Source organism: Nonomuraea sp. NPDC049624 (assembly GCF_040675255.1).
Taxonomy (GTDB): Bacteria; Actinomycetota; Actinomycetes; order Streptosporangiales; family Streptosporangiaceae; genus Nonomuraea.
The window spans coordinates 844,396-860,056 of record NZ_JBFAOR010000003.1; the positions used below are offsets into that span (position 1 = coordinate 844,396).

A 15,661-nucleotide genomic window follows, 5' to 3' on the forward strand; every position below is an offset into this window, starting at 1 on the left:
GGCATGAGTAAGGAGACAGACATGGACCGGCTCGACTCCTCGCCCTTCCCCGACGACCTGGGGGAGGAGCTCGCCGTCCGGCCACGCGGGGGCGTCTCGAAGCTGACGCTCGGGCTGGCCGCCGGGGTGGTGCTGGTGGCGGGCGTGCTCATCGGGATCCAGGCGGGCAAGCTGTTCGGCACGTCCGACGCCGCGCCGTCCGCCGCGCAGCTCCGGCGTACGGACGGCCAGTTCCCCGGCGGCGGCTACGGCCAGCGCGGCAACGGCGCCCAGAACGGCGCCCAGAACGGCACCCAGAACGGCGGGTTCGGGCAGCGCATGGGCGGCGGCACGGTCGGCACCGTCGAGAAGGTCGACGGCGACAAGATCTACGTCAGGACCATGGACGGCGCCACGGTGACGGTCACCACCAGCGACCAGACCACGGTCCAGATCTCCAGGCCCGGCAAGGTCGCCGACCTGGCCGCCGGCACCACGGTCGTGGTGCGCGGACAGCAGTCCGGGGACGGCTCGGTCACCGCGACCGCGATCACCCAGGGCGCCCAGGGCATGCCGGGAGGGGGCCCGCGATGAACCAGCCCGAGGCCAGGCTGCTGGTGGTCGACGACGAGCCCAACATCAGGGAGCTGTTCTCGGCCGGCCTGCGCATGGCCGGGTTCGAGGTGCTGACCGCCGCCGACGGGCGGGAGGCGCTGCGGGTGGCCGAGGAGAGCACGCCCGACCTGGTGATGCTCGACGTGATGCTGCCCGACATCGACGGCCTGGCGGTCGCGGGAAGGCTGCGGTCCCGTGGCCGCCGGGTCCCGGTGCTGTTCGTGACCGCCAAGGACACGCCGGAGGACCGGATCACCGGCCTCGGGCTCGGCGAGGACTACGTGACCAAGCCGTTCAGCCTGGAGGAGGTCATCGCCCGGATCCGGGCGGTGCTGCGCAGGACCCGCAGGGGCGCGCCGCCGCCCCACCGGCTGAGCGTCGCCGACCTGGAGCTGGACGAGGAGAGCCACGAGGTCTGGCGCGACGGCGTCCCGGTGCGGCTGTCGCCGACGGAGTTCCGGCTGCTGCGCTACTTCATGCTGAACGTCGGCCGGGTGCTGTCCAAGACGCAGATCCTCGACCACGTCTGGAACGGCGACTGGCGCACCGACGTGGGCCTGGTGGAGTCGTACGTGTCGTACCTGCGGCGCAAGATCGACACCGGCGACCGGAAGTACCTGCACACGCTGCGCGGGGTCGGCTACATCCTGCGCCCGCCGCGCCTATGAGGAAACACCTCGCCCGCGCCCCGCTCTGGCTGCGGCTGGTCTCGGCCACGCTGCTGCTGGTCACCCTCGCCATCACGGTCACCGGCCTGTTCGCCGTGCGGCTGCTGCGCGGATACCTGGTCGAGCGGGTGGACCGGCAGCTGGTGGCGGCCGCCGCGCCGCGCGACCTGCCGCCGCCGCCCGAGGCGTGGCCGGCCGGGCGGCAGCCGCAGCGGTTCTTCGGGCTGTTCCACTCGGTGCTGGTGGACGCGGGCGGCGCCACCGTACGGGTGATCAGCGAGTCCACCGAGGAGCACACGCCCAGGCTGCCCCGGCTGACCGGCGCGGACGTCGCCGCGCGCGGCGGGCGGCCGTTCACCGTCGAGTCCCGCGCGGCCGGCGGGCCGGACTGGCGGGTGGTAGCCGTCCCGGGCCGCGACGGCGTCAGCCGGGTGATCGCCATCAGCCTCGGCGACGTCGAGGGCACGGTGGCCCGGCTCGCCCTCATCGTGGCCTTCGCCGGCGGCGGCACGCTGGCCGTGCTGGGCGTCGCCTGCTACTGGCTGGTACGGCGGAGCCTGCGCCCGCTGCGCGAGATCGGCCGCACCGCCAAGGACATCGCGGGCGGCGACCTGTCGCGCCGGGTGCCGATGTGGGCGAGCACCACTGAGGTCGGCAAGCTGGGCCGCTCGCTCAACGGCATGCTCGCCCAGATCGAGTCGGCGGTGCGCGAGCGGGAGGCGGCGGCGGAGTCGGCGCGCGAGTCGGCGACGGCGGCGCGGCGTTCGGAGGAGGTCATGCGCCGGTTCATGGCCGACGCCTCGCACGAGCTGCGCACGCCGCTCACCTCGATCAGGGGGTTCGCCGAGCTGTTCCGGCTGGGGAAGGAGAAGGACCTGGCCGAGGCCGTGCGGCTGCTGAGCCGGATCGAGGGGCAGGCCGCGCGCATGGGCCTGCTGGTGGAGGACATGCTGCTGCTGGCCAGGCTGGACCAGCGGCGGGAGCTGGCGCGGCGGCCGGTGGACCTGCTCAGCCTGGCCGCGACCGCCGTGATCGACGCCCAGACGCTCGCCCCCGACCGGCGGATCGAGCTGGTCCGCCTGGACGGCGGCGAGGGCGAGGTGCTGGTGACCGGCGACGAGTCGCGGCTCGGCCAGGTGGTCGGGAACCTGGTGAGCAACGCGCTGCAGCACACGCCGCCCGGGACGCCGTTCGAGGTGCGCGTCGGGGTGGACGGCGAGCGGGCCGTGATGGAGGTGGCCGACGAGGGCCCGGGGTTCCCGCCGGAGGTGGCCGAGCGGGTGTTCGAGCGGTTCTACCGGGCCGATCCGGCGCGCGGGGTGGGCGGGGCCGGGCTGGGGCTGTCGATCGCGGCGACGCTGGTGGAGGCGCACGGCGGCGTCATCATGGCCGAGGGGGAGCCGGGCCGGGGCGCTCTGTTCCGCGTGCTCCTGCCGCCCGCCGGCAGCCCGGCGGGCGCTCAGCCGAAGGTGTAGCCGTACAGGCCGGTGCCCTGGGAGACCTGGCGGAGGCGGCCCAGGCGCAGGCCCGTCTCGCGGACGCCGGGGGCGAACATGACCAGGCCCTGGTCGGGGGCGGCGACCAGGAGCCCGTCCAGGGGACGGCCGGCGGTCAGCGCGCGGTAGCGGCCGCCGCCGCCGGGCAGCGTGGCCAGCGCGGCGCCGAAGTCGCGGCCCCTGCCCTTGACCAGCAGGTTCCCCTTCCGGGTCAGGCCGCCCGACGCGCGCCCCTGGAGCACCTGGACGGCGTGCTCGCCGGGCACGCCGATGGCCAGCTCGTCGTTGCCGTCGCCGGTGAAGTCGCCGGCGGCCAGGGCCGCGCCGAACCGGTCGTAGTAGCGCGGCTCGCCCTTCAGCGAGCGTTGCGACCACGCCTCGCTGCCGTGGGTGCGCAGGCCGGCGCGCGAGCCGTACAGGACGTCCACGGTGCCGTCGCCGTAGTCCATGGCCCGCTGGTTCTCGCTGAGGCCCTCGCCGGGGACGCCGACCGCCAGGTCGTCGCGGCCGTCGCCGTTGAAGTCGCCGGTGGCCAGGGCCGCGCCGAAGGCGTCCCACTTCTCCGCCGCGCCGGCGATCCCCGGCGAGCTCTGCGTGAGCAGCCGGGCCCGGCGGGCGCGCGGGTCGAGCACGGTCACCGACCCCTGGCCGTCCAGGCGCACGCTGTCGGCGGGCGCGCCGACGGCCAGCTCGTCGCGGCCGTCGCCGTCGAAGTCGCCGGCCGCCAGCGCCGCGCCCCACTGGTCGGTGACGTTCGCCGGCTGCCGCACCCACGACGTCTTCTGGGTGATCTGGTACGCCTTGCGGCCCTTCATCCCGTAGACGGTGACCGCGCCGCCGGAGGCGTGGCTCGGCGAGCCCACGGCCAGCTCGTCGCGGCCGTCGCCGTCGAAGTCGCCCGCCGCCAGCGCGGCGCCGAACCGGTCGCTGCCCCGCCGGGCCGGGGCCAGCTGCTCGCCGGCGACCAGCCCGGCGGGGGAGCCGTCGAAGATCTGCACGACCCCGTTGCCGTCCGCGCCGGGGACCCGCTTTCCGGCGAACTCCTCCGACACCCCGACCGCCAGGTCGGCGCAGCGGTCGCCGTCGAAGTCGCCGACGGCCAGCGCCGAGCCGAAGGCGTCCCCGGGTTCGGCGCCGGGCTGGGTGAGCCTGACGGTCCGGCCGGAGCCGTACATGACGGTCACCGAACCGGCCCTGGAGTCGTCGTAGGGAGCGGCGACGGCGATGTCGGCGCGGCCGTCGCCGTCGAAGTCGAGAGGATGCCCGCCGCACCCGGGTGCGGCGGCGGGTGCGGCACCGGACACGAGGGGAGCGACCAGGCAGACGGCGAGCAACGCGTTCATACCGACAGTCATCTCCGTCCAGGTCGAACCCGGACTTAACGCCACGAGAACGGGCCAGGAGGGCACGATGCACATCCGCTTCGGAAGGGACTTTCGGCCCGTCCGCCGGGGCGTGGGAGCGTGCCAGGATAGACGGGTGGACATCGACCTCGCTGATCTGGACTTCTGGCGCAAACCGCTCAAAGAGCGGAATGAGGCCTTCGCCCGGCTCCGGCAACTGGAGCACCCGGTGTTCTTCCCGGAGAAGAAGGTGCCCTTCCTCCGCTCCGGCAAGGGCTTCTACGCCCTCGTCCGGCACGCGGACGTCGTCGAGGCCAGCCGCAACGCCAAGATCTTCTCCAGCGAGCCCGCCGTCACCAACCCCGAGCCGCCGGGCTGGGTCAAGCAGGTGTTCGGCGAGTCCATGGTGAACATGGACGACCCCCGCCACGCCCGCCTGCGCCGCATCGTGACGCGCTCGTTCAGCCCGAAGATGCTGGCCGGGCTCCAGAGTGACATCGAGGCCGCCTGTGCCCGCATCGTCGACGACGTCGTCAAGGAGGGCCCGCGCGACTTCGTCACGCAGGTGGCCGCCAAGCTTCCCATCCACGTCATCTGCGACATGCTCGACATCCCGCAGGAGCTGCGCGCCAAGGTCCACCAGCACGTCGACATCTCCACCGCCTACACCGGCGTGCGGCCCAGCCTGGCCCGCAGCGTCCAGATGGCCGGTCAGAACATGCTGGCCCTGCTGGCCCTGCAGCGCATGGTCATCAAGCTCGGCCACGAGCGCGTCGCCGAGCCCAAGGGCGACCTGGTCTCGCTCCTGGTCAACGCCAACCCCGACGGCGAGAAGCTGACCGACAAGGAGCTGGGCTCGTTCTTCTCGCTGCTGCTGGTGGCCGGCAACGAGACCGCCCGCAACACCATGGCCCACGGCATCCGGCTGCTCACCGAGAACCCGGCCCAGCGCGAGCTGCTGACCTCCGACTTCGACGCCCACATCAACGGCGCGATCGAGGAGATGGTCCGCTACGTCTCGCCCATCATGCAGTTCCGCCGCACGGTCACCGAGGACTGCACGCTGCGCGGGCTGGAGCTGAAGCAGGGCGACAAGGTCGTGCTGTTCTACGGCTCGGCCAACCGCGACGAGTCGGTCTTCCCCGACCCCGACACCTTCGACATCACCCGCGACACCAAGCCCCACGTCGGGTTCGGCGGGCCGGGCCCGCACTTCTGCCTCGGCGCCAACCTGGCCAGGCAGGAGATGCGCACGATGTTCCGGGAGTTGCTGACCCGGCTGCCCGGCGTGCGCTCGGTCGGCGAGCCCGAGCTGCTGCTGTCGAACTTCGACAACAGCGTGCGCAGTCAGGCGTTCACGTACTAGCCGTCTCCGGCTCCCCGGCCAGCACGTTCGTCCTGATGGTGAAGAACGTGACGGCCGCGGCGACGGCCATCATGGCGGCGCTGATCAGCATGGCCGCCCGGAACCCGGCGTCGAACACCGGAGGGTTCTCGAACGCGTCGCCCACCAGGCCCACCAGCGGCGGCACGGCGGCCACCGCCAGCAGGCTCCCGGTGCGGGCCACGGCGTTGTTGACGCCGCTGGCCGTGCCGGCGTAGCGCTCGTCGGCGGTGGCCAGCACCGTCGCGGTCAGCGGCGCGACGGCCGCCGACAGGCCGAGCCCGAAGACGGTCACCGCGGGCAGCACCAGCAGCGGGTAGGAGGCGTGCGGGCCGATCATGCTCATCAGCACGAACCCGGCCCCCGCCAGCAGGATCCCGAGCGTCATCGGCCAGCGCGGCCCGAGCCGCCGGGCCGTCTCCCCGGCCCGCGACGACAGCAGCATCATCAGGATCGTGGTCGGCAACATCGACAGCCCGGCCGCGATCGGCGAGAACCCGGACACCACCTGGAGCTGGATCACCAGCAGGAAGAACACCACGCCCATGGCGGCGTACATGATGAGCGTGACGACGTTGACCGCCGTGAAGACGTGGTTCCTGAAGATGGCGACCGGCACCAGCGCCTGCGGCGACCTGCGCCGCTCGGTCACCACGAACGCCGCCCCGAGCAGCGCCCCCGCGATCAGCGGCACCGGGGCGCCCTTCTCGATCAGCCCGTACGTGATCCCGGCCAGCGCCAGCGCGGCCAGCAGCGAGCCCAGCACGTCGAACCGCCCGGCCGCCTGCTCGTCGCGGCTCTCCGGCACGTGCCGCAGCGTCACCAGCACCACGATCAGCGCGAACGGCAGGTTGATCAGGAACGCCCACCGCCAGCCCGCCGTCTGCACCAGCCAGCCGCCCAGCAGCGGCCCGATCGCGCTGGCCACGCCGCCCAGCCCGGACCAGACGCCGACGGCCCGCGGCCGGTCCTGCCTGACGAACGACGCCTGGATGATGGCCAGCGACCCCGGGGTGAGCAGCGCGCCGCCGACGCCCTGCAACGCGCGCGCCGCCACCAGGAACTCGATGTTCGGCGACAGGCCGCACAGCGCCGAGGCCACGGCGAACCACACCGTGCCGATCAGGAAGATCTTGCGCCGCCCGTAGCGGTCGCCGAGCGAGCCGCCCAGCAGGATCAGGCCCGCCAGGGTGAGGGTGTAGGCGTTGACGGTCCACTGCAGGCCGTCCATGGCCGCGTGCAGCTCCTTGCCGAGGAACGGCAGCGCGACGTTGACCACGGTGCTGTCGAGCAGGGCCAGCCCGGAGCCGAGCACGGTCGCGCCGAGGATCCACCGCCCGCGCGCCGACTTCACCTGGATGTGACCGTTCTGTCCCATCCGACAATCTTGTCACCGTCCCGGACCGGCTCCGGCGGCCACCCCGGCGTTCGGCCCCTACGGGCGGGCGCCGAGAGCCCGGAGCACGAAACCGGACACGGCCTGCTCGGCCGTCTCGACCGTGACCTCGCCGCTGATCAGCGGCACCCGCTCGGCCCCGATGACGGCCAGCACCATCCGCGCCGTCGCGCCCACCTCGGGCACCTGGAAGTCGCCCGCCCGCACGCCGTCGTCGAGGATCTCCACCAGCACCCGCTGCATGGGCGCGACGTGCTCGGCGAGCTGCTGGTAGGCGTCGGGCCCGAGCGCCGCGCCGAGGTCGGCCGCGCCCGGGTGGGGGTGGGCGAGCAGCCCCGCGAGCTGCAGCCGGACGAAGGCCCGCAACCGGTCGGCGGGCGAGGCGTGCTCGGGCAGCTCCCGCTCGTAGCTCTCGATGAAGTAGCTGGTGACGCGCTCGGTGAAGGCCAGCAGCAGCGCGGCCTTGTCGGGGAAGTAGTTGTACAGGACCGTGCGGGTGATGCCGGCCTCGTGGGCCACGTCCGTCAGGGAGATGGCGTCGATGCCCTGGGCCCTGGACAGGCGCGAGACGGCCTGCAGGATGCGGTCGCGCGTCTGGGCGCGATGCTCGCCGATCGTGGCGGCCGAGATGCGGGGCATAGGCCCATGGTAGGCCGGATCGCCGCCGGCGCACCCGGGACCGTCCCCCGGAACCCCGCGCCGGCGCGGGCCGGGCTCAGGGTTTGCGCCGGTCCGGGGCCGGCTGCCCGATGACCGCGCGCCGGGCGAGGTCCCACAGGCGTTCCAGGGCGGCGAGGACGGGCGGCGACTCCGGCCCGAGCAGCCTGACCCAGGCGCCCGCCCCGTTCGGCAGCGTGCTGGCCCCGCCGGGCAGCCCGCTGCCCGCCGCCACCTCGTGCAGCGCCCCGGCCAGCTCGTCCGCGGGCACGGCGGAGGTGATCACGTACAGGGTGGACAGGACGCCGTGCTCGCCGAACATCGCCGGGCCGGTGACCGGGGCCCGCTCGGGCACGAGCCTGAGCGGGTCGGCGAACAGCAGCCGGCCGCCGGCGTCGCGGACGTCCAGGTCGGTGCAGTACGCGGTGTAGGCGTGCCGCTCGCCTCGGGCCAGCCGCCCGGCCAGCACGGTCTCCCCGAGGATCACCGTGGCCCCGGGCCCGGCGCTCACCAGGGTGCGCTGGTAGAACCGGGACCCGGCGAAGGGGATCACCGGGTCCGGCAGGTACTCCAGGTAGCCGTCCGGCCCGGCGGTGAGCGTGACGAGCTGGGTGGCGTAGTCCTGCTCCATCCGGTAGAGCTTGGTGGCCGCCTGCGTGGTGACGTGCACGGACGCGCCCGCGCCGCAGGCGACGTCGAGCCGGTGGCGGTCGCCCTGGAGCACGCCGCCGCCGGTGGACATCACCATCACGTACGGCAGGTCGGGCCGGGCCGGGTCGTAGTAGTGCGGCCGCATGATCTGCAGCGGCGCCTTCTGGAAGTGGCCGGTCAGCTCGGTGCGCCCGCCCCGCCGCTCGAACGCCAGCTCCAGCACGCCGACCTTGCCCGGGCTGCCCACCGGCAGGGTGTCGGGCACGTCGGCGTGCCGGGCCACGTCCGCCGGGACCGAGTCGATCGTGTAGTGGCCGGCGGCCAGCCGGTTTACCGGGCCGGCGAGCACGCCGGCGCCCCGCTGAGGACGAAGTCGGCCACCTCGGCCACGCCGGTGCCCCGCAGGGCGTCGGTGAGCACGACCGGCCGCCCGTCGCGGACCCGGTCGGCGTCGCGCGCCATGACCTCCAGGTCGGCCCGCACATACGGCGCGATGTCGATCTTGTTGATGACCAGCAGGTCCGAGTCGGTGATGCCGGGGCCCCGCTTGCGCGGCATCTTGTCCCCCTCGCCGGTGTCCAGGACGAAGACGTAGACGTCGGCCAGGACGGGGCTGAAGGTGAGCGTCAGGTTGTCGCCGCCGCTCTCGAACAGCAGCGTGTCGATGTCGGGGAAGCGCTCCAGCAGCTCGGCCCCGGCGGCCAGGTTCATCGTCGGGTCGTCGCGCACGGCGGTGTGCGGGCAGGAGCCGGTCTCGACGCCCACGACCCGCTCGGGGGCCAGCACGCCGTCCAGGGTGCGCCGGACGTGCTGGGCGTCCTCCTGGGTGTAGATGTCGTTGGTGACGACGGCCACGCTGCGCCCCCGGTCGAGCAGCACGGGCACCAGCGCCTCGATGAGGGCGGTCTTGCCGGAGCCGACCGGGCCGCCGATGCCGATCTTGAAGACGCGGTCCATGGCGGTGCCCGCCGGCACGTTCACGACGGGGTGCGGGTGGTGGTGATGCATCGGGACGCTTCCCTTCTCAGGCGGTGAACAGCCGGGCCCCGGCCGTTCCCTTGTCAGGTGGTGAACAGCCGGGCCTCGGCCCGTTCGTGGGCGGCGCTCATCGTGTCCGCGAGCGGCGTGGCGGCGTGCAGGTCGAGCGGGCCGCTGGCGGCCAGGGCGCGCTCGGCGGCCCGCCCGATCGCGCCGGCCGCGCCGTGCAGGGTGGCCTGGGCCTGGCGGAAGTCCAGCAGGCGCAGCCGTACGGCGGCGCTGACCCAGCTCGCGGCGAACGCGTACAGGTCGCCGGTCACCGCGTCGGCCTCCCGGACGCCGAGCCCGGCGTAGGCGGTGCCCAGCACGACGGCGTGGTTGCCGGGCGTGACCCTGGCCTCCACCAGCTCCGACAGGCGGCCCAGCGCCGGCGTCGCGAAGACCAGGACGGCCGTGCGCAGGACCTGGTTGCCGGTCCTGGTGGCGGCGGCCCGGATCTCCCGGCCGAGCTTGACGGCGTGCAGCCGCCGGTCCACCTCGGTCACCGCGTCCCAGTCGCCGGCCGTCACCGCCCGGTGGGTCAGGACCAGGGCGGTGGCGTCGCCCGGCCCCGCCGCGTGCAGCAGCAGGTCCTCCAGCAGCGCGGCGACGTCCACCGGGCCGGCCTGCGCGTACGCCTCCAGGCCGTGCGAGAGCGTGTAGAGGCCGCCGGGGAAGGCCGAGTCGGTGAGCTGGAGCTGGGCGAGCAGGCTCATGCCAGGAAGAACAGGTGGTTCAGCGGCAGCTCGCGGGCCGGCGCGATGGTCGCGTGCTCGCCGTCCACCGTGACCTTGTACGTCTCGGGGTCCACGGTGATCCGCGGCAGCGCGTTGTTGCGGATCATGTGCCGCTTGTCCACCGTCCTGGTGTGGCGCACCTTGGCGATCAGCCGCTGCAGGCCCAGCCGCGCCGGCACGCCGGCGGCGATGGCGGCGTCCGGCAGGAACGTCACGCTGCTCTTGCGCTGCGCCATCCCCATCGCGCCGAACATCGGCCGGTAGTAGACCGGCTGCGGCGTGGGCAGCGAGGCGTTCGGGTCGCCCATCTGCGACCAGTTGATCAGGCCGCCCTTGACCACCAGCGCCGGCTTGGCCGCGAACGACGTGAACGGCCACAGCACGACGTCGGCCAGCTTGCCGTCCTCCAGCGAGCCGACGTGCTCGGCGATGCCGGTCGTCCGGGCCGGGTTGATGGTCAGCTTGGCCAGGTAGCGCAGCACCCGCGCGTTGTCGTTGCGCTCGGAGTCCTCCGGCAGCCGGCCGCGCTGGTCCTTGCAGTGGTGGGCGGTCTGGAAGGCGCGGGTGAAGGTCTCCCCGATCCGGCCCATCGCCTGGGAGTCGGAGGAGAACATGCTGATCACGCCCATGTCCTGCAGCACGGTCTCGGCCGCGATGGTCTCCACCCGCACCCGGCTGTCGGCGAAGGAGACGTCCTCGGGGATGTCGTGGTTGAGGTGGTGGCAGACCATCACCATGTCCAGCAGCTCGTCGGCCGAGTTGATGGTGTACGGCAGCGTCGGGTTCGTCGAGGACGGCAGCGCGTTCGGCTCGCCGGCGATGCGGATCATGTCCGGCGCGTGACCGCCGCCCGCGCCCTCGGTGTGGAAGGTGTGGATCGCCCGGCCGTCGATGGCGCTGATCGTGTCCTCCAGGTAGCCGGCCTCGTTGAGGCTGTCGGCGTGCAGCGCCACTTGGACGTCGTACTCGTCGGCGATGCGCAGCGCGCAGTCCACCACCGCCGGGGTGGAGCCCCAGTCCTCGTGCACCTTCAGCGCGCACGCCCCGGCCTCGATCTGCTCGGCCAGCGCGGCCGGCAGGCTGCCGTTGCCCTTGGCCATGATGCCGATGTTCACCGGCAGCGCCTCGACGGCCTGCAACATGCGGCCGATGTTCCACGGGCCGGGCGTGCAGGTGGTGCCGCGGGTGCCGTCGGTGGGGCCGGTGCCGCCGCCGATCAGCGTCGTGATGCCGTTGGTGAGCGCGGCCTCGGCCTGCTGCGGCGCGATCAGGTGCACGTGCGGGTCGATCGCCCCCGGCGTGGCGATCATGTTCTCGCCCGCCAGCACCTCGGTCCCGGCGCCGATCACCAGGCGGCGGTCCACGCCGTTCTGGGTGTGCGGGTTGCCCGCCTTGCCGATCCCGACGATCCGCCCGTCCTTGATGCCGATGTCGCCCTTGACGACGCCGAGCACCGGGTCCAGCACGACCGCGTTGGTGATCACCAGGTCGAGCGCGATCGTGGCGTTCTGCGAGCCCGGGTCGGCCGCCATGCCGTCGCGGGCGGTCTTGCCGCCGCCGTAGACGGCCTCGTCGCCGTAGAAGCCGGCCGTGTGGTCCTTCTCGATCTCGATCACCAGGTTGGTGTCGGCCAGCCGCACCCGGTCGCCCACGGTCGGGCCGAACATGGCGACGTACTGCTTGCGGTTCATGGTGCTCATCGGCTCAGGCCTTCTTCTTCCTGGCGGCCGGCTTCTTGGCCGCCGGTTCCTTGGGGGCGGCCTTCTTGGCGGCGGGTTCCTTGGCGGCGGCCTTCCTGGCGGGCGCCTCGCGCGCGGGCGGCTCCTCGCCCGGGGTGCGGACCGTGGCCCCGGGCTCCGGCTGGTCGGCGTACCCCAGCTCGGCCAGGCGGCGCAGGGCGCGGGTGCGGCTGTCCCTGGCCCGCAGGCCGCCGTCCACCAGGCCGGCGAAGCCGACGACGCGCATGCCGCCGGCGAACTCCACCAGCGTGACCTGGTGGGTGTCGCCCGGCTCGATGCGTACGGCGGTGCCGGCCGGGATGTCGAGATGCATGCCGTACGCCTTCTCGCGGTCGAAGCTGAGCGCCCGGTTCGCCTCGAAGAAGTGGAAGTGCGAGCCGACCTGGATGGCCCTGTCGCCGGTGTTGCGCACGGTCAGCGTCACCGTGGCGCGACCGGCGTTGATCTCGATCGGCTCGTCCCCGTACATGATCCGGTCCGTGTCCGTCATGGCGAACCGCTCCTTTCTGGTCGCGGCGGTGTCAGCCGCCGATGGGGTCGTGGCAGGAAACGAGCTTGGAGCCGTCCTTGAACGACGCCTCGACCTGCATCAGCTTGAGCATTTCGCGCACCCCGGGCATGACGTCCCCGGCGCCGAGCACCTGCTTGCCGAGCTCCATGCACTCGGCCACCGTCCTGCCGTCGCGGGCGGCCTCCAGGACCGCGACGCTGATCAGCGCCACCGCCTCGCTGTAGTTCAGCTTCACGCCGCGCTCGCGGCGCTTGGCGGCCAGGTCGGCGACGACGTAGATCAGCAGCTTGTCGATCTCGCGCGGTGCGAGGTTCATGAGCTCTCCTTAGGTGGAAGCGCGCCGGACGCCGGAGAACGCCGGGACCGCCGCCAGGAAGATCCAGGTGACCAGGACGAACGGCCAGGTCAGGGTGTGCCCGCCGACCGGCGCGAACAGGTAGCCGACGAACGCCGTCAGCACGGTCGCCGACACCACGCCGGCCAGGGCGTACAGCAGGCCGAGAACGGTCGGCACGACGAACGCGCAGCACAGCGCGATGCCGGTGAGCACCGCGTTGTAGCCGTACAGACCGGCGCCGATGTCGGCCGCGGGCGCGCCGAGCAGCACGGCCACCAGGATCCCGACGGCGCTGGCGGCCAGCGCGGCCCCGGCCACCCGCCACCCGGCGAACGCCAGGCCGATCAGGAAGATCAGGCCGACGTACCACTTGCCCTGGAAGAACACCTGCCCGACGCCGTTCAGCAGCCCCTGCCACAGGTCGGCGAACGTCACCGCGGTCCCCGGGGACGTCGCCGACGGCGGCGCCGCCAGGACGTGCCGGCGCCAGACCCGCTCGTAGGCCGGGCCGCCGACCACCATGATCGTGGCCACCGCGCAGAACGGCGCGGTGAGCCCCGGCAGGTCGTGCGGCCCGAGCAGCACCTTGAGCGCCGACGTCAGGACGCTGCCCATGATCGCGCCGACGACGACCAGCAGCAGCGTGATCCACCGCGCCTGGAAGTACAGCACCAGCGCGACGCCGATCAGCGTGCCGTTGAACCCTTCGAGCCCGGCGGTCACGCTCTCCCTGGCCGCGCCGAGGAACCAGGCGGTGAGCGTGCTCACGGCGGCGCCGACCAGGCCGAACAGCGCGAAGCGCCATCCGGCGGCGAGCAGCGCGACGACGAAGCAGATCGCGGTCCCCAGGTTGTTCTGCAGGTCCACCTGGCTGACGCCGCGGAGCGTGGCGAGCGGCAGGTCGGGCATCTCGGCGCGCATTCCGCCTGCCTCTCTCGCCGGCACCGGGGTTGACGTGCGGCAACATTCCCCTGCGACGGCGGGCCACGCGGCGGCGGCGGTTCGATGGACATTCTTTGCGAAAGCCGTCGAGGACTAAGAGCGCCTCAACAATGCACATCCCCGGCAAAGGCGGTTGACCAGGGAGTTTTGCCTCCGGTGCGCCCGATCATCTCTGTCTGGGGACAGGGAGGGAGGCCGAGCGATGCCGCCAGGGCTCAACACCGGGGATTCGGCCTGGGTGCTCGTGAGCGCCGCCATGGTGCTGCTCATGACGCCCGGACTGGCCTTCTTCTACGGCGGCATGGTCCGCGCCCAGAACGTGCTGAGCATGCTCTTCATGAGCTTCGTCTCGATCGCTCTGGTCACGATCCTGTGGTTCGGCTACGGCTACGGGCTGGTCTTCGGCCCCGACGTGGGCGGCGCCGGGGTGATCGGCTTCGGCGACCTGCGCTTCGCCGACATCACGCCCACGATGCTGCACGGCCGCGTCCCCACCTACGCCTTCGCGCTGTTCCAGCTCACCTTCGCCATCATCACGGTGGCCCTGATCAGCGGCTCGGTCGCCGGGCGCACCCGGCTCGGGCCGTGGATCGTGTTCTCCGTCGTCTGGGTGACGCTGGTGTACTTCCCGGTCGCGCACTGGGTGTTCGACCGGCAGGGCTGGATCAGCCGGTGGGGCGTGCTCGACTTCGCCGGCGGCCTGGTCGTCGAGCTGAACTCCGGCATGGCCGGCCTGGCCCTGGCCCTCGCGCTCGGCCCCGGCGTGCGTTTCCGCAGGAAGGAGCCGCCCCGGCCGAGCAACATCCCGTTCGTCATGCTCGGCCTGGGCCTGCTGTGGTTCGGCTGGTTCGGCTTCAACGCCGGCTCGGCCATGGCCGACGGCGGCATCGCGGTCAACGCCTTCCTGACCACCATGATCGCCGGGGCCGCCGGGATGCTGACCTGGCTCGTCCTGGAGTGGCTGCGCTACCGGCACTTCACCCGGCTCGGCTCGGCCACCGGCGCGCTGGCCGGGCTGGTGGCCATCACGCCCGCCTGCGCCTTCGTCAACGCCGAGGGCGCCCTGGTCATCGGCATCGTGGCCGCCGTCGTGGTGTCGTACGCGGTCACCTGGAAGCTCGTCCTCGGCTACGACGACACCCTCGACGTCGTCGGCGTGCACGGCGCGGGCGGCATCGTCGGCACCGCCCTCATCGGCCTGCTCGCGACCGGCGTCAGCGCCACCAGGACCAAGGGCCTGCTGTACGGCGGCCCGATCGAGCTGCTGCTCAAGCAGCTCGCCGCGATCGTCGTGGTCGGCCTCTACTCCTTCGTCGTCACCTACCTCATCGGCCGCGTCGTGGACCGGCTCTGCCGGATGCACGAGACCGAGGCCGAACAGCTCGCCGGCACCGACGCGCAGCTCGGGACGGAGGACTGATGGCCGCCACCCGTCATCCGGCCCGCGCGCTCGTCCTGATCGGGGTGGGCGGCGGCGTCGGCGCGGTCGCCCGCCACCTGCTCACCCAGACGCTGATGGGCGCCGACCACCCGCTGCCCTGGCCCACGCTGGTGGTCAACGTCCTCGGCTGCCTGCTGATGGGCCTGCTCACCGGCGAGCTGACCCGCCACCCGCTGCACCGCATGCCGGTCAAGGCGCTGCTCGGCACCGGCTTCCTGGGCGGCTTCACCACCTTCTCGCACCTGGTGGACGGCGTCCGCGAGCTCACCGTCGGCGGCGCGGCCGGCTGGGCGGTGCTCTACCTGGTGCTCAGCGTCGTCCTGGGCCTGCTGGCCGTCTGGGCGGGCCTGCGGCTGGGCGGCCGCCGATGATCCTGGTGCTGGTGGTCTTCGTCGGCGGCCTGATCGGCGCGCCGGCCCGCTACCTCGTGGACGCCGGCGTCACCAGGGCGGCCGGAAAGGCGATGCCCTGGGGCACGCTGGCCGTCAACGTCATCGGCTCGGCCGTGCTCGGCGTCCTGATGGGCATCGCCTCCCACGGGACCCTGCCGCCGGCCGTGTTGTCGCTGGTCGGCACCGGGTTCTGCGGCGCGCTCACCACTTTCAGCACCTTCAGCGCCGACACTTGGAAGATGCTGGCCGCCGGGTCCACCGGCCGGGCGCTGGCCAACATCGCCATGAACCTGGTGCTCGGCCTGGCCGTCGTCAGCCTCGGCTACCTGCTCGGCAGGGCGATCGCCGGCTGACCG

The 15,661-nt window shown here is 73.0% G+C and carries 16 protein-coding genes and 1 pseudogene; 7 read left to right on the plus strand and 10 right to left on the minus strand.

Annotated features, from left to right (window positions below):
• Positions 1-3: 3 nt before the first annotated feature.
• From AB0J76_RS15245 to AB0J76_RS15255, 3 genes are read left to right on the plus strand one after another with little or no spacing between them, the layout of a single operon-like run.
• Positions 4-573, plus strand: coding sequence for a hypothetical protein (locus AB0J76_RS15245; RefSeq protein WP_352330356.1), 570 nt, complete (start codon positions 4-6; stop codon positions 571-573).
• Positions 570-1,262 carry a response regulator transcription factor gene (locus tag AB0J76_RS15250; RefSeq protein ID WP_352330355.1) on the plus strand — a complete coding sequence of 231 codons (693 nt, stop codon included), beginning with the start codon at positions 570-572 and terminating at the stop codon, positions 1,260-1,262. The genes AB0J76_RS15245 and AB0J76_RS15250 overlap by 4 nt, the downstream gene beginning before the upstream one ends.
• Positions 1,259-2,737, plus strand: a complete 1,479-nt coding sequence (locus tag AB0J76_RS15255; RefSeq protein WP_352330353.1) for a HAMP domain-containing sensor histidine kinase — start codon at positions 1,259-1,261, stop codon at positions 2,735-2,737. The genes AB0J76_RS15250 and AB0J76_RS15255 overlap by 4 nt, the downstream gene beginning before the upstream one ends.
• Here AB0J76_RS15255 and AB0J76_RS15260 read toward each other — a convergent pair.
• The gene (locus AB0J76_RS15260) at positions 2,722-4,101 is read right to left on the minus strand and encodes an FG-GAP and VCBS repeat-containing protein (protein WP_364389685.1); all 1,380 of its coding nucleotides are present in this window, start codon (positions 4,099-4,101) and stop codon (positions 2,722-2,724) included. The genes AB0J76_RS15255 and AB0J76_RS15260 overlap by 16 nt on opposite strands.
• A 136-nt stretch (positions 4,102-4,237) precedes the next feature.
• On the opposite strand from AB0J76_RS15260, the gene AB0J76_RS15265 reads away from it, so the two are divergent.
• Positions 4,238-5,467 (plus strand): cytochrome P450, encoded by a 1,230-nt coding sequence (locus tag AB0J76_RS15265; protein WP_352330626.1) that lies wholly within the window; start codon positions 4,238-4,240, stop codon positions 5,465-5,467.
• Here the strand turns inward: AB0J76_RS15265 and AB0J76_RS15270 are convergent.
• The 9 genes and pseudogenes from AB0J76_RS15270 to AB0J76_RS15310 all read right to left on the minus strand — a co-directional run bounded on the left by AB0J76_RS15270 (position 5,457) and on the right by AB0J76_RS15310 (position 13,451).
• Positions 5,457-6,863 carry an MFS transporter gene (locus AB0J76_RS15270; protein ID WP_352330624.1) on the minus strand — a complete coding sequence of 469 codons (1,407 nt, stop codon included), beginning with the start codon at positions 6,861-6,863 and terminating at the stop codon, positions 5,457-5,459. The two genes, AB0J76_RS15265 and AB0J76_RS15270, sit on opposite strands and share 11 nt — an antisense overlap.
• Positions 6,864-6,920: 57 nt before the next feature.
• A complete protein-coding gene (locus tag AB0J76_RS15275) occupies positions 6,921-7,520 on the minus strand; it encodes a TetR/AcrR family transcriptional regulator (protein ID WP_352330623.1) in 600 nt (199 codons plus the stop codon).
• A gap of 76 nt (positions 7,521-7,596) precedes the next feature.
• Positions 7,597-8,538 carry an urease accessory protein UreD gene (locus tag AB0J76_RS15280; RefSeq protein ID WP_364389688.1) on the minus strand — a complete coding sequence of 314 codons (942 nt, stop codon included), beginning with the start codon at positions 8,536-8,538 and terminating at the stop codon, positions 7,597-7,599.
• Positions 8,520-9,197: an urease accessory protein UreG gene (ureG, locus tag AB0J76_RS15285; RefSeq protein ID WP_352331342.1), complete on the minus strand. Its 678-nt coding sequence runs from the start codon at positions 9,195-9,197 to the stop codon at positions 8,520-8,522. The genes AB0J76_RS15280 and ureG overlap by 19 nt, the downstream gene beginning before the upstream one ends.
• Before the next feature lie 53 nt (positions 9,198-9,250).
• Entirely contained in the window at positions 9,251-9,922 is a 672-nt protein-coding gene (locus AB0J76_RS15290) for an urease accessory UreF family protein (RefSeq protein ID WP_364389690.1), read from the minus strand.
• Positions 9,919-11,643 carry an urease subunit alpha gene (gene ureC, locus AB0J76_RS15295; protein WP_352331102.1) on the minus strand — a complete coding sequence of 575 codons (1,725 nt, stop codon included), beginning with the start codon at positions 11,641-11,643 and terminating at the stop codon, positions 9,919-9,921. The genes AB0J76_RS15290 and ureC overlap by 4 nt, the downstream gene beginning before the upstream one ends.
• Positions 11,644-11,866: 223 nt before the next feature.
• A pseudogene (locus tag AB0J76_RS15300) lies at positions 11,867-12,172 on the minus strand (urease subunit beta); the annotation flags it as partial.
• A gap of 31 nt (positions 12,173-12,203) precedes the next feature.
• Positions 12,204-12,509 carry an urease subunit gamma gene (locus tag AB0J76_RS15305; protein WP_352330244.1) on the minus strand — a complete coding sequence of 102 codons (306 nt, stop codon included), beginning with the start codon at positions 12,507-12,509 and terminating at the stop codon, positions 12,204-12,206.
• A gap of 9 nt (positions 12,510-12,518) precedes the next feature.
• A complete protein-coding gene (locus AB0J76_RS15310) occupies positions 12,519-13,451 on the minus strand; it encodes an urea transporter (protein WP_352330242.1) in 933 nt (310 codons plus the stop codon).
• Positions 13,452-13,674: 223 nt separating this feature from the next.
• On the opposite strand from AB0J76_RS15310, the gene AB0J76_RS15315 reads away from it, so the two are divergent.
• The 3 genes from AB0J76_RS15315 to crcB (AB0J76_RS15325) are packed head-to-tail and all read left to right on the plus strand — an operon-like array spanning position 13,675 to position 15,658.
• The gene (locus tag AB0J76_RS15315; protein ID WP_352330241.1) at positions 13,675-14,892 is read left to right on the plus strand and encodes an ammonium transporter; all 1,218 of its coding nucleotides are present in this window, start codon (positions 13,675-13,677) and stop codon (positions 14,890-14,892) included.
• Positions 14,892-15,284, plus strand: a complete 393-nt coding sequence (gene crcB, locus AB0J76_RS15320; RefSeq protein ID WP_352330239.1) for a fluoride efflux transporter CrcB — start codon at positions 14,892-14,894, stop codon at positions 15,282-15,284. The genes AB0J76_RS15315 and crcB (AB0J76_RS15320) overlap by 1 nt, the downstream gene beginning before the upstream one ends.
• The gene (gene crcB, locus AB0J76_RS15325; RefSeq protein ID WP_352330237.1) at positions 15,281-15,658 is read left to right on the plus strand and encodes a fluoride efflux transporter CrcB; all 378 of its coding nucleotides are present in this window, start codon (positions 15,281-15,283) and stop codon (positions 15,656-15,658) included. Before crcB (AB0J76_RS15320) ends, crcB (AB0J76_RS15325) begins: the two co-directional genes overlap by 4 nt.
• The last annotated feature ends 3 nt before the right edge of the window (positions 15,659-15,661 follow it).